9 protein-coding genes are annotated in these 12,773 nt (G+C 62.6%); 5 read left to right on the forward strand and 4 right to left on the reverse strand.

Translation table 11 applies throughout. The features are described from left to right. Nucleotides 1-107: 107 nt before the first annotated feature. Nucleotides 108-1,628 carry an SIR2 family protein gene (locus KIT86_RS05630; RefSeq protein ID WP_297395844.1) on the forward strand — a complete coding sequence of 507 codons (1,521 nt, stop codon included), beginning with the start codon at nucleotides 108-110 and terminating at the stop codon, nucleotides 1,626-1,628. Next, nucleotides 1,625-3,874 (forward strand): hypothetical protein, encoded by a 2,250-nt coding sequence (locus KIT86_RS05635; protein ID WP_297395847.1) that lies wholly within the window; start codon nucleotides 1,625-1,627, stop codon nucleotides 3,872-3,874. Before KIT86_RS05630 ends, KIT86_RS05635 begins: the two co-directional genes overlap by 4 nt. A gap of 422 nt (nucleotides 3,875-4,296) precedes the next feature. On the opposite strand, the gene KIT86_RS05640 is transcribed toward KIT86_RS05635, so the two are convergent. After that, nucleotides 4,297-5,634, reverse strand: a complete 1,338-nt coding sequence (locus KIT86_RS05640; RefSeq protein WP_297395849.1) for a hypothetical protein — start codon at nucleotides 5,632-5,634, stop codon at nucleotides 4,297-4,299. A 409-nt stretch (nucleotides 5,635-6,043) separates the two neighbouring features. Further along, nucleotides 6,044-6,808 (reverse strand): NYN domain-containing protein, encoded by a 765-nt coding sequence (locus KIT86_RS05645; RefSeq protein WP_297395852.1) that lies wholly within the window; start codon nucleotides 6,806-6,808, stop codon nucleotides 6,044-6,046. Nucleotides 6,809-6,989: 181 nt separating this feature from the next. Between KIT86_RS05645 and KIT86_RS05650 the strand changes: the two genes are divergently transcribed. Beyond that, complete coding sequence (locus KIT86_RS05650) at nucleotides 6,990-8,315, forward strand: NAD(P)/FAD-dependent oxidoreductase (protein WP_297395856.1); 1,326 nt, start codon at nucleotides 6,990-6,992, stop codon at nucleotides 8,313-8,315. A 30-nt stretch (nucleotides 8,316-8,345) separates the two neighbouring features. Here the strand turns inward: KIT86_RS05650 and KIT86_RS05655 are convergent, their stop codons facing one another. Then, nucleotides 8,346-9,089 (reverse strand): class I SAM-dependent methyltransferase, encoded by a 744-nt coding sequence (locus tag KIT86_RS05655; protein WP_297395858.1) that lies wholly within the window; start codon nucleotides 9,087-9,089, stop codon nucleotides 8,346-8,348. A gap of 327 nt (nucleotides 9,090-9,416) precedes the next feature. Here KIT86_RS05655 and KIT86_RS05660 point away from each other — a divergent pair, with 327 nt between their 5' ends. Next, nucleotides 9,417-10,526: a porin gene (locus KIT86_RS05660; RefSeq protein ID WP_297395861.1), complete on the forward strand. Its 1,110-nt coding sequence runs from the start codon at nucleotides 9,417-9,419 to the stop codon at nucleotides 10,524-10,526. A 154-nt stretch (nucleotides 10,527-10,680) separates the two neighbouring features. On the opposite strand, the gene KIT86_RS05665 is transcribed toward KIT86_RS05660, so the two are convergent. Next, nucleotides 10,681-11,649, reverse strand: a complete 969-nt coding sequence (locus tag KIT86_RS05665; protein WP_297395865.1) for a LysR substrate-binding domain-containing protein — start codon at nucleotides 11,647-11,649, stop codon at nucleotides 10,681-10,683. 138 nt (nucleotides 11,650-11,787) lie between these two features. On the opposite strand from KIT86_RS05665, the gene KIT86_RS05670 reads away from it, so the two are divergent. Beyond that, entirely contained in the window at nucleotides 11,788-12,771 is a 984-nt protein-coding gene (locus KIT86_RS05670; protein ID WP_297395868.1) for a tripartite tricarboxylate transporter substrate-binding protein, read from the forward strand. Nucleotides 12,772-12,773 lie beyond the last annotated feature (2 nt).

Genomic DNA, 12,773 nt, shown 5'->3' on the forward strand with positions numbered 1-12,773 from the left:
GCGCCAAAGTCATTCCGAGGCGTCTCGAGCGCACCTCAGCAGGGCGCGCCTATCCATACTGACCCTTACGAGTGCGTCGAGATGTAGATGGCCGCTTAAGATTAGGAATGCCGGAAGCCGCGAGCTACATACCCAATCAAACCCTCAAAGATGCTGCGAAGCATGGCGAGCTTGTCGTCTTCGTGGGTGCTGGTGCGTCCATGCTTTGCGGCAGCCCCGATTGGCGCGGATTCGCAAGCCAAGTGGTCGGCGCCCTGGAGAAGGGCGGCGTGCTCAGCTTCTTGGAGGCGGAGCAACTCCGCGGACTAGGCGATTCGCGGCGAACTCTCTCAATTGCAATGGCACTTGCAAAAGAAAGGGACTTAGCAATCGATTTCGACAACATCTTGCATCCGTCCAATCCTGCGGCGATTGGCTTCGAGCTGTATCAGTTGCTTTCGAGCTTGCGCCCCGTCTTTGTTACGACAAATTACGACAGATGGCTCGACGATGCCGGCCCGGAAGAGCTCTCATCCGTAGTCAAAGTCGGCGGCGAGGCGGAACCCGCGAAGGGGCCAAGCAAAAGGCCAAAGTATTACTTGCGCGAGCACTTGTCTTCCGCGCTGCTAGCCGAGAGAGGGGCTGTAATCCATCTCCATGGTTCCTATACAGACCCGAATTCAATGGTTGTCTCGTTGAAGAACTACATCGAGCACTATGCAGACCCGAGAGTACAGGCGTTTCTGTCGGCGATGTTCAAGAACCACACGGTTCTATTTGTGGGCTATGGGCTTGCGGAACTGGAGGTCTTGGACCACATCATTAGATCCAACGAATCGCTGCGAACTGGGACAACTGAACCACGACACTTTCTCTTGTATGCCTATCGATCAACTGAGTCGGTTCAAACACGATTTATTGAACACTTTTTTCGCGATCAGTGTGGGGTTTGCGTTGTTCCATACTGCATCGACGCGAAGGGCCATCAGGAGGTGGTCGAGGTCTTCAAGGGTTGGGGATCGGAGTTAGATGTCCGCGACCCAACGATGCTTGACCTTCAATCGCATCTTGATAGATGCGTCGCTTCACCAACCGGAGTCAATCGCGAAGCGGCGCTTCGACTTGTTAGAAATCGACCTGAACTCGCCTCATACTTCATCAACTCGTTGAATGACGCGGTTTGGTTTGCTGACCTTGACCATGCCGGTTTCTTCAACGTAGCACACAATCCCACGGTGAAGGTCGTCGAGAATAAACATGGAATCACCTACCAAGCTGAGGGGTGGCCCGCCCTTCGCTACCTAGAGCAGATTGCCGCATCGGCAAAGGCCGAACAGGCGGCACGAATCGCAAACATCGTTCGGGCTATCAGCGCCGACGCTCAAAAGCGAGGTTTGGACAATTGGAGGACTTGGTGGTCCCTTGCCACAATCCTATCGAAGCTGCCACTTGAGGCAATGGTGGACCAGGACGTTGACATGATTCGCTATTGGCTGGAGGGCCGGTTCGATTCAAACATGGTGGGTCTAGAGCTAGGCGAGAAGCTGCTCCCGCGACTCCTCGACAGCTCGGAGCCGACAAATTGGCATAGGGCAATGCTGCTTGTCGATGCACTCTCGATGATGCGGCGCACCGAGGAGCGGCCATGACCGACAAAGCCGGCGTACTGGATAGCTACCGGTTGGGTGAGGTACTGAAGACGTCAGCCAGGAAGCTCGGCGAGCGCTGTAGCGCTGCAGCTGTTGAGATGTTGGCAGGCCGTTTGGCCGAGTACATTGGCTCCGCTGACGATGACAAGTACTCATACATTTGGCGCTCGGCGATTGAAGACCACGAGCAAGATGCACACAAAGATGACACGCGCGACGTACTCGTTGATGCTGTCCGTGATGCTGCTCTTGGTGCTACGAGCTCCAGTTCCCCAGCAGCTCTAACCGTTGCGAAGTCGCTCCTTCAATCTCCGTATCCGACGCTCACTCGAGTGGGAATTTACGTTTGTGGTGAGCACTATGGCACTGTAGGAGCAGTCTTTTGGGAATGCGCAAAGGAGAGTTGGTTTCTCGACACTCTTTACTGGCATGAACTCTATTGGCTTATCAACAAGGCCTTCTCTAAATTTACTGCCTCGCAAAGAGCTCAGTTTCTGCACATCGTGGATCAATTAAAAGGAGATTGGGCGGAGGAGTCACGGCAGGAGGAATGGGACGATATCCACAAGCGTGACCTCTTGCATCCGGCATCTGGACTGGGCGACGCGGAGGTGGATGAGAAGTACCAAGCCCTGGTGTTGCGTTGGGGACCGGTGCGTGACCACCCGGATTTCCATACGTACTCGTCAAGCGGGTGGGTCGGAGACCGAAGCCCCGTCACATCCGATGCGCTAGTTGGTATGTCCGACGAGGAATTGGTGGCCTACCTAAAGGGTTTCGTACCAGATGCAGGCACTTGGGATGGACCAACGTACCGAGGACTTGCTATATCGATCTCCACCGCAGTGCGGGCGAGCGAGGATGGCTTTGCACAGCGAATTAGTCTCTTCGCTGACTTGGATCGTCCATACCAGCATGGCCTGCTCAGGGGCCTCAAAGAGCGGTGGTCTGACGACAAGCGAGACATAAACTGGCCAGCGACTCTGTCGCTTATGCACGCAATCGTTTCTTCGCCAGCCTTCAAAGCCGACTTAGCTGCACATCCAGCGAAAGGGTGGGAGCCTTCCGTACATTGGGTCGTGAGTGATATTTCCGAACTGTTGAAGGGAGCATTGGGAACACAGCGCCGCCTGCCTTCAGAGTTCCACAAGGCGTGTCTTCAAGTTCTGCGCAGGATTCTCGACGCTACTCCTATAGAGGCCGAACAGTGGGACGATGCCGTTTCACATGCAATCAACTCCCCAAGAGGCCGAGCTCTGGAGTGCTTCATTCACCTCGCGCTAGCAATGCGACGCGAGGAGGTTGCGCCAAATCCAAGTCAAGGAGGGACTTGGTCCGCCGTCGGACCGGTGTTTGAAGCTGAACTTGCAACTAGCGAGTCCGGGCTGAATGCTGACTTCTCGGCGATGGCCGGGATGTACTGCGCGAACTTGCATTACGTTAACGCCGAGTGGACGGAAGCCAACTTTGACAGAATCTTCTCGTCCACCAGCGACGCAGCTTGGAAGTGCGCAGCACAAGGCTTCGCGTACCAACGCCACCTTCACGACTGGCTCTTCAACCGCCTTGTCGCAGGCGGGCATCTTAGGAGGATGGTTTTCTCGGAGGGGCTCCCTGATCAGGTAGCTGAGAAAGCTCTGCAGTTCCTGGGGCTAGCTTATCTGGAGGGCATGGAGAGCATTACCGAGGGTGGACTGCTCAGCGAACTTGTTGCGGACCTGAGGATTAAGGAGCTTTCGAAGTTATGCTGGTTTTTTTGGACGCTTCGAGGTAAGTCTGTCCCCCCCAACCGCGCGTCCAAGATCCTGAAGTTCTGGATGAAGGTCGCGGAGCAGGTTCGTGCAAACCGAGCCGACGAGCCTGAACTGCAGTCCGCCCTCGGCCAACTGGTCGTCTTTGTTCACGAGCTGACTCCGGCCGCCGTTGAGGTATTGGTCGAGGCGGCGCCTCACGCGCAAGTTAGGCATCATGGCTACATGCTGGTCGAGAACCTTGCGCGTCTTGCGAATCAGTATCCGAAAGAGGTTGCCATCATCTTCCGCGCAGCGATTTCTGGCTTCTTGCCTGACTATCGCAAGGAGGACGTAATTGCATGCGTCAATCGATTGGCAGAAGCGGGCGAGGTGGAAGAAGCTGAGGGAATATGCAATGCATATGCAGAACAAGGTTCGACGCTGCTAAAGCAGACCTACGAAGAAATTCGCGCAAGACAGCGCGCGTCGAGTAGCGACGAGACTGCCCTCTAGCTAAGGAACTGCGCTGCAACGCTGATCTGTCAGCTGGGATGCGCCTGAGACCAGCGCCAAAAGGGCAGTAATGGGTTGAAAGCTGCCAACCGGACGAAGTGGGCGAATTTCCGAGATCAATCTGAAGCCGCCGTCTGGATGCCAAGGTTAGCTGTGCAGCGACTGCTGCCGGTCGAGACGCCACTCTATGTGCGCTTCGCGCCGCGCTGCGGACATTCAGACCGCCGCGAGCTGCGGCGACTGCTTGCATGTGGCGGCGTCATGGCTAGACCATGCCGATCGCGCTTCCCCACCACTTCGGCAGGATCCCGACCGGGCAGTGAAGCTCGAGTTCGCACATAAAAATACTGCGACACCCAATCTCTCGCGAACGGCGTGGCTGCTTTGCTGCCGCGAGCCCAAGACCCGCTCATGGTGGCGGATTAACCGGTCATTGGTGCGCCACCGTCGAGACTCTCGTCCAAAACTGCGTCTGCGTTGGGATTGAAACGAGTTCGCAGTAGCAATTCACTCAGCTTTTCCTGAGTGACCAGTAGCACAGAAGCCTTTTTCAGCTCGGAATCCTCGATGAGCACTTGCTCACGGGTGCACTGACAGACGAGTAGGCAGGACACAGAAGCTGGGGTGCCCAACCGACTCAGATGGCTCACAACGGCTCCCCTGCGATTCGCGAGTTTTCCAAGCTTGGACTGAGCGTCCGATGTTTTCAACGTACATTCCACCAGCACTACGCGTCCAGCTTCAGTAAAAAGGGCAAGGTCTGGTGCGTCACTATCGGTGTACGGAACCGCTTGGAAACCAAGCAAGAACGCAAGCGTTGAAACCGCTCTTTCAAAGCCCTTCGCGTCCTTGGAGTTATTCAGAAGGCTGTCGCGGAGCCTTTCCCAGCCGGCGTCGAATGCTTGTAGCGTTCCAGATCGAACTGTCCTAGCACGGTGACTTCCCACGACCCAGTGGCGGCGCACCGGATGCCCTCCAACGGAAAGCATGACAAGCGCCCCATCAGCGTTCTCTCGGAGCTCTGTAAGGTGGCCTTCTCTAAGCATTCCTGCGGGCGGACTCCACGTTATCGCACTCGCTACTTGATGGCGTTCAAACTCTACTTGTGACCACCGCAGGGCGACAGAGAGCTTCTGAAGGTCCAGGCCAGCAAATGCGTTGAATTTCAGGTTTAGTTTGCCATCCACGAACGTGGATTCAGAGTTGGCCAACTCTGCGGGTGCATGAACGAAGATATTGATCTGTGGCTCTGTCGATGTACTCGGATTCGGCAGTGCAAGAAAGATGCTCACGTCCGCTATTCCGTCGAAAGGAATCTCAGCACACCGCAGTTGTGCGTTCATTGCCAACCACATCAAAGAGTCCTGTGGTGCGCGATTGTCTGAGCGGCAAGTAAGGTTGAGCGTGTAGCTCCACTCGTCATCGCTGGGTACTTTTGAGTAGTAGCTGAGCGGGCCTTCTGGAAGGGAAAAGCTCTCCCCATCAATCGACACATTTCCACTTTCGGCGTCGGCAAGAAGCTTCATGGTCTGGGCGAGGGTAAGGGGGCCCAATATTCGCTTTACGATCAGAAGATCATCTGTACGGACAATCACCGTCGGTACCTGCGGGTTGACGCCCACCTGCAGGGATGCTTTAAGTAGCTCGTTTCTTCCTGCGCTCACTCGGCCAATCAAACGGATCTCAGCGAACGCTCCATCGGTTGTCCATGCTGTAGAGGCAGACTGAAAGTAGGCAAGGTGATCTGTTCCCGTGTTCATAGTTGGATATACGCCTAAGGCTGATAGCCGCAGTCTAGTCTGGGCTTCGCCATCTGATAGCACTCACCACGAATCGCCAACTCCTCTATGCATGCAACGTGGTGCAGATCGCACGTTCGGGGCGTTGGCTCCGCCGGCTGCGACCAGTCAAAAACTGCCTCTCTTGCGTCGAAAGTTCCAGTCAACCTCGACCACAGCGCCTTGGCGAGTGGTTCACCCTCACCAAGAGTTCGCGGTCGTCCGGTCCGCGCGCACGAAAGGTTTCTTAGCCATGGGACCGAGTTTCGCGGGGCAGGCGTTCTTGCTGCATGCGCGATGCTGCTTGCCTGCATCCAAGACTTCTCCCGGCCCCACCGAGAAGCTCACCTCGAACCGAGATCGCTCAGCCAGGGTGTTGGGTACCGTGCGGTCAGCTGGCCGCCGTGACGAGATGAACCGTCCAATGCCCGCCGTTTTCCTGCTGCACCTGGAGCACGTCGTAGGTCTTGAGCATGTCGAGCAAGCCTGAGTGGCCGTAGTTCTTGGGCGAAAAAGACGGGTCTGCCCGCTTCAGATACGAGCCCAGGCCACCAACGCTGACCTGGCCTTCCGATGTGTCGGCCGCCAGCAAGGCCACCGCTTCCACGACAAACGCCGGGCGTTGCTTGGCCGCGGGTTTGGCGGGGTCGGGTTTGGCGGCCCCCACCTTGGCGGCCGCTTTGGGTTGCTCGGGCGCGGGCTCGGGCTTCACCCACTCAAAGAACTGGTCGCTCGCATTTCGCAGCGCGTCCGGGCTTTTGGACTCACCCACGATGTGCACCGTGGCGCCGCGTTCGCGCAGCTTGCGGCAGAGGTAGGCAAAGTCGGAATCGCTGGTGACGAGGCAAAACGTGTCTGCCCTGCGGTCGAACAGGGCCTCCAGCGCGTCAAGCGCCAGGGCAATGTCGGAGGTGTTCTTGCCTGCGGCGTACTGGTATTGCAGGCAGGGCGTGAAGGCCAGGCGCACCAGGGCCTCCTGCCATTTGTTGGCCAGGGTGGCGTGGTTGCCGTACCCGCGCCGCAGCACGACGCGGCCAAACTGGGCGACAACGCGCAGCGCGTATTCGAGGATCTCTGGTTGGGTGTTGTCGCAGTCCACCAGCACGGCGACGCGCGATTCGTTGTCTGCGATGGGGTGGTGGTGGTGGTTTGCCATCTGTGCGGTCCTCCCTTGAGCGGCGCCACACATCATAGGCGCCGCTCCGTGGCGCATGATCCCCGCCATGGCGTGCCCATGGGCGCCCCACCCACGCAGCCGGCATTTCCTATGCGCTGGCTGTGCCCATGGTATTTTTCGGGCCTGCACCACCCCCCGCACCACCCCAGGAGCCCCGCCCATGCAGCCCTCTGAGCATTGCGATGTCGTCGTCGTCGGTGGCGGCCCTGCCGGGTCCACCATTGCCACCCTGCTCGCGCGCGAGGGCCGCAAGGTGGTGCTGCTGGAGAAGGAGCACCACCCCCGCTTCCATATTGGCGAGTCGCTGCTGCCGGGCAATGTGGCCTTGTTCGACCAGCTCGGTGTGCGGGACCAGATCGAAAAGATCGGCATGCCGAAGTACGGCATCGAGTTCGTGCCACCCGATCTGGATTACTGCAGCTATGCCGATTTCGCCGAGGGTTGGGACCCTTCCATGGCCTCGGCCTGGCAGGTGCGCCGCTCCGAGATGGACGAGCTGCTGTTTCGCCATGCGGCCCGCGTGGGCGCCCAGGCGCTGGAGGGCGCGAAGGTGACCGAGGTCGCGTTCGATGACGAGGGCGCGGCCGTGGCGGCGGTGCTCGAGGGCGGCGAAACGCGCCGCTGGCGCACCCGCTTCGTGGTGGACGCCACCGGCCGCGACACGCTGCTGGCCAACAAGTTCAGGTGCAAGCAGAAGAACAAGGACCACAACAGCACGGCGCTGTTTGGACACTTTCGCGGCGCTCGCCGCCTGCAGGGCAAGCGCGAGGGCAACATCAGCATCTGCTGGTTCGAGCACGGCTGGTTCTGGTTCATCCCGCTGGCCGATGGCACCACGAGCGTGGGCGCGGTGTGCTGGGCCTATTACCTCAAGGCGCGCGACAAGCCGCTGAAGGACTATTTCTTCGACACCATCGCCCTGTGCCCGGAGCTGCACGACCGCCTGAAGGACGCGACCCTGGTGGACGACCAGGTGCATGCGACCGGCAATTTTTCTTACGCCAGCACGCACGCCACGGGGGAGCGCTACCTGATGGTGGGCGACGCTTTCACGTTCATCGACCCCATGTTTTCTTCGGGTGTGTTTCTGGCGATGCAGAGCGGCTTTGACGGCGCGCAGCTGGTGGCCACGGCGCTGGACGAGCCGCAGCGCCTGCCCGCCGCGCGCGCCGCGTATGAGAAGCGCGTGCGCGTGGGCCCGCGCGATTATTCGTGGTTCATTTACCGCGTGACGAACCCCACCATCCGCGACATGTTCATGCACCCGAACAACCGCTTCAAGGTGAAGCAGGGCCTCATGTCGCTGCTGGCGGCAGACATCCACCACGGCCCGGCGTATCGCTGGTCGCTGCGGATGTTCAAGCTGATTTACTACGTGGTCTCGGTGGCGAACTGGCGCCGCACCTACGCGGGCTGGAAGCGGCACCGCCACAACATCCGCGACATGGGGCCCCTGCGCGGCGAGACGATCATGAAGGCGGACTGACGCCCGCCTGCGCGCGCGGCCCCGGCCCGCTCAGGGCCGCACGGCGGTGTATTCCGAGAACACGCCGAGCTCGGTGTGGCGCTGCGCCTGCACGAAGCCCGCACGCGCCATGGCCTGGAGGATCTGCTCGGGCGGGATGCAGCTTTCGATGGTGTCCCAGTAGTAGCGCCACAGCTCCGCGCTGCCGCGCTCGCGGGCCACGAAGCGCGCCAGGGTGGGCACCACGCGGCGCATGTAGAACTTCACCAGCGCGCGCGAGACGCGGCTGGAGGGCTGGCTGATTTCCAGGATGAGCAGGCGGCCACCGGGGCGCAGCACGCGGTGGAATTCGCGCAGCGCGGCGTCCACGTCAGACACGTGGCGAAAGGCGTAGCCGAAGCTGAGGAAGTCGGCTTCGGCGGTGGCGCAGGGCAGGGCCTCGGCCCGGCCGGCGCGCAGTTCGATGCCGGGCAGATCCACCTGCGCCAGCATGCCGGGGCTGGGGTCCACGCCGATGAGGCGGCCTTGCTCGCCGATCAGGGCGCAGGCCTGGCGCGCGAGCAGGCCGGTGCCGATGCCCACGTCGACGACTTTGTCGCCCGCGGCCAGGCCCGCGCGGGCGAGGGCTTCGCGGCGGTACCAGCCACCGGTGCCAAACGCCATGGCGCGTTCGATGCGGTCGTAGTCGACGGCGGTCTCGTCGAAGATGCGGCGCACGTACTGCGCGTGGTCGGCTTCGTCGCGGTAGTAGGCGGGCAGGGGCGCGTGCGGCAGGGAAGGGGTGGTGGGCTCCATCGAATGTCTGCTCCTTGGGCCAGGGGCCTGTGGGGTGGGTGGGTGCATGGGTGCATTGTTGACGCAATAGAAACAGACTACTCCTGCTTATCGCCTTTATCTGAAGCGAGGCCGTGCCTATAGTTCCAGCCATGGTTCTTCAGCATGTTCATCTCCACTGCGCCCTGGGCGCAGGCGCGCTGCGCGGCGCCTTCCAGGCCGCGGCACCGCCGTCTTCCTGACGGCACCCCACACCCCCCGGTTCCATCCACGGAAATGCCAGCCCCGGTGCTTCACCAGGGACGGCATCGCTCGCCCTTTCCACTGTCCAACCCAAGAAAAGACACCATGAAAAAAATCGCCGCCGCAGCCGCTCTGGCCGCCCTTGCAGTGCCTTCGTTCGCGCAGTCCAGCGTCACGCTGTATGGCGTGGCCGACATGTTCTACCAGTACGCCGATGGGGCCAACTCGCTGTCGCGCGCGCAGTCGGGCGGCCTGGCCGGCAGCCGTTTTGGCCTGCGCGGCTCGGAAGACCTGGGCGGTGGCCTGCGCGCCAATTTCACGCTGGAAGGCGGCGTGAACCTGGACGACGGCACCAGCGGCCAGGGCGGCGCGCTGTTTGGCCGCCAGGCGCATGTGGGCTTGTCGGGCGCGTTCGGCGCGGTGTCGCTGGGCCGCCAGTACACGGCGCTGTATGCGGCCACGAACGACCACAGCCTGTTCACCAGCGCGGGCGCAGGCCCCTCCACCGCCCTCATTGGTGGTTTCGGTGGCGGCTACGAGCTGGTGCGGGGTGCCTCGGCCACGGCGGCGCCGCCGCAAGCCGGTGCCACGGGCAACGGCGCTCCCGCGCGCATCAACAACTCGATCAAGTACGAGTCGCCGAGCCTGGCCGGTTTCAAGCTGGGTGCGGTCTACGGCATGGGTGAAGTCGCGGGTGCCAGCGGCGACAACCAGGTGATGGAGGCCTCGGTGCGCTACACGGGCCATGGCTTCGATGTGATCGGCTCCTACCTCACCGACGAGGCGCGCGGCGGCATCGGTGTGAACTCGACGGACGCGCGCATCGGCACCCTGTCGGGCGCGTACAACTTCGCGCCGTTCCGCGTGGTGGCGGGCTACATCGACTTCGACGACAAGCGCGTGGCCAATCTCGATGGCGAAGGCGCCTGGGTGGGCATCGACTACCAGACCGGCAAGACCACCTGGAAGGCGCAGTACGTGATCAACTCGCCCAAGAACCTGAGCAACGCGGACAGCAAGGCGTTTGGCGTGGGCGTGGTGTACGACCTCTCCAAGCGCACGGCGCTGTATTCGAGCCTGACGCGCTTTCGCAACGACGCGAACGCCGGCGCGGGCGGCCTGGGCCGTTTCAACGCCGCCCTGCCTGCCGGCCTGACCTCGGCGGTGGACAACGACATCACGGAGTTCGCCGTCGGCATCCGCCACACGTTCTGAACTTTTTCCGGGCGGCGCGGCTCACACAAATACCGGGCCGCGCGCCCGCAACGCCTCTCCAAGGGTGGTCCATCCCAGATGACTCCACCTTTTTCACAGCCCCTTCGGGGGCTGTTTTTTTTGGGGGCCAGCGGCCCGCCCACGGCCCGGGCGCTCAGGCCACGCGCCCGGCGGCGCGCGCCACGCCCTCGCGCAGCCACACGTGCGCCGGGTCGTGGTCGTTGCGGCTGTGCCAGACCGCGCGGAAGGTGGAGGGCGCGCTGGGGTAGGGTGGCTCGCGCATGCGCAGCCCGCCGCCCTCGGCCAGGTTGCGCGCCAGCGACGACGGCATGATGGAGAGCATGTCCGAGCCGCGCAGCAGCGCGGGTATGGCCAGCGAGTGCGGCACGGTGGCGCGGTAGCGCGGTGCCAGCCCCACGGCGGACAAGGCCTCTTCCAGCGCGTGGCGGTCGAACATCTCGGCCTGCCGCGCCAGCCCCCGCTCCAGGATGAAGCCCCCCACCGCGCCTTCTTCCTGCCCACCCACGGACACCGTCACCAGCGGGTAGCGCGCGAGGTCCGGCAGCGCGAGCTTGCGGCGCGAGGCCGGGTGGTCTTTGCGCATGACGATCAGCTCGCCCTGCGTCATGAGGGTGCGTGAACTCAGGCGCGAAGGCACCTGCGCAAAGATGCCCACCGCCAGGTCGATGCGGCCCACGTCGATCTGCTCGGCCAGGTCCAGCCGCGTGGAGGGGCGCACCACGAGGTCGATGCCCGGGGCCTCCTGCGCCATGAGCCGGCTGAGCTCGGCCACCATCACGGCCGTGAGGTGGTCGTTGGCGGCGATCACGAAGCGCCGCTGGGAGCGCGCGGGGTCGAACGGCTCCACGCCCAGCGTGGCCTCGATGCGGCGCAGCGCGCCGCGCAGTTCGTCGGCCATGGCCATGGCGCGCGCGGTCGGCACCATGCCCTTGGCGGTGCGCACGAAAAGCTCGTCGCCCACCACTTCGCGCAGGCGCGTGAGCGCATGGCTCACCGCAGACTGGCTCAGGTTCAGCCGCTTGCCCGCGCGCAGCAGGTTGCGGTCTTCGTGCACCGCGTCGAAGACTTTGATGAGGTTCAGGTCGATGCGTCCGATGCTCATGGCGTGTCCTTCGCAAGTTGCATGGCGTGCATTTTGCTCTTGCAAAAACAGCGATTCCATTCAAGTCGAGGGATGGCGATCATCCGCACATTCCCACCCCGAAACCCACGAATCCCACGATTCCCACGGAGCCCCACCATGCACACCCTCTCGCGCCGGCGCTTCGGCGCCACCACCCTCGCCGCCCTGGCCGCCACCGCCTGGCATCCCGCCAGCTTTGCGCAGGGCACCGTGCGCCGCCTGCTCGTCGGCTACCCGCCCGGCGGCACGCTGGACCAGACGGCTCGCCGCGTGGCCGAGGCCTGGCGCAAGCAGGGCGCGAGTTTCATCGTGGACAACCGCGCGGGCGCCGCCGGCCGCGTGGCCAGCGCGCAGCTCAAGCGCGAGCGCGCCGACGGCCACACCTTGCTGTGCACCCACACCTCGGCGCTCAGCATCTACCCGCACGTCTACACCCGGCTTTCTTACGACGCGGTGGCCGACTTCGTGCCCATCTCGCCCGTGGTTTCGGCCACCTGCGCGCTGGCGGTGGGCCCTGCGGTGCCCGCCTCGGTGAAGACGCTGGCCGACTACGTGAAGTGGGTGCGGCAGTCGCCCACCCACGCCATGTACGCCTCGCCCGCGGCCGGGTCGATGGCGCACTTTCTGGGCTACCAGTTCTCCGAGGCGGCGGGCCTGCAGCTGCAGCATGTGGGCTACCGTGGCTCGGCCCCGGCCATGAACGACCTGCTGGGCGGGCAGATCCCTGCCTACCTCGGCTTCGTGGCCGATTTCCTGCCCTACCTGCAGAGCGGCAAGCTGCGCATCCTGGCCGTGAGCGGCGAGAAGCGCTCGCGCTTCCTGCCCCAGGTGCCCAGTTTTGTAGAGCAGGGCCACGCCGCGCTCACCGGCGTGGAGTCGTACGGCCTCTTCGCGCCGCCTGGCACGCCCGAGGCCACGGTGAAGGCGCTGCACGACGCGGTGATGGCCGCCAGCCGCGACGAGGCCCTGGTGGCCGGCTTCGAAGAGGTGGGCCTGGAGCTGTTCACGCTCAGCCCCAAGGCCTACGAGCGCTACATCCAGGCCGAGCGCGACAAGTGGGGCCCCGTGGTGCGCGCGTCTGGCTTCAAATCGGAGGAATGAGC

The organism is Hydrogenophaga sp. (assembly GCF_026125825.1).
Lineage (GTDB): Bacteria > Pseudomonadota > Gammaproteobacteria > Burkholderiales > Burkholderiaceae_C > Hydrogenophaga.

Bases quoted from the DNA above. Each gene is read 5' to 3' on its own strand.
- KIT86_RS05630 (WP_297395844.1), top strand. From the start codon at position 108: ATGCCGGAAGCCGCGAGCTACATACCCAATCAAACCCTCAAAGATGCT.
- KIT86_RS05635 (WP_297395847.1), top strand. From the start codon at position 1,625: ATGACCGACAAAGCCGGCGTACTGGATAGCTACCGGTTGGGTGAGGTA.
- KIT86_RS05640 (WP_297395849.1), bottom strand. From the start codon at position 5,634: ATGAACACGGGAACAGATCACCTTGCCTACTTTCAGTCTGCCTCTACA.
- KIT86_RS05645 (WP_297395852.1), bottom strand. From the start codon at position 6,808: ATGGCAAACCACCACCACCACCCCATCGCAGACAACGAATCGCGCGTC.
- KIT86_RS05650 (WP_297395856.1), top strand. From the start codon at position 6,990: ATGCAGCCCTCTGAGCATTGCGATGTCGTCGTCGTCGGTGGCGGCCCT.
- KIT86_RS05655 (WP_297395858.1), bottom strand. From the start codon at position 9,089: ATGGAGCCCACCACCCCTTCCCTGCCGCACGCGCCCCTGCCCGCCTAC.
- KIT86_RS05660 (WP_297395861.1), top strand. From the start codon at position 9,417: ATGAAAAAAATCGCCGCCGCAGCCGCTCTGGCCGCCCTTGCAGTGCCT.
- KIT86_RS05665 (WP_297395865.1), bottom strand. From the start codon at position 11,649: ATGAGCATCGGACGCATCGACCTGAACCTCATCAAAGTCTTCGACGCG.
- KIT86_RS05670 (WP_297395868.1), top strand. From the start codon at position 11,788: ATGCACACCCTCTCGCGCCGGCGCTTCGGCGCCACCACCCTCGCCGCC.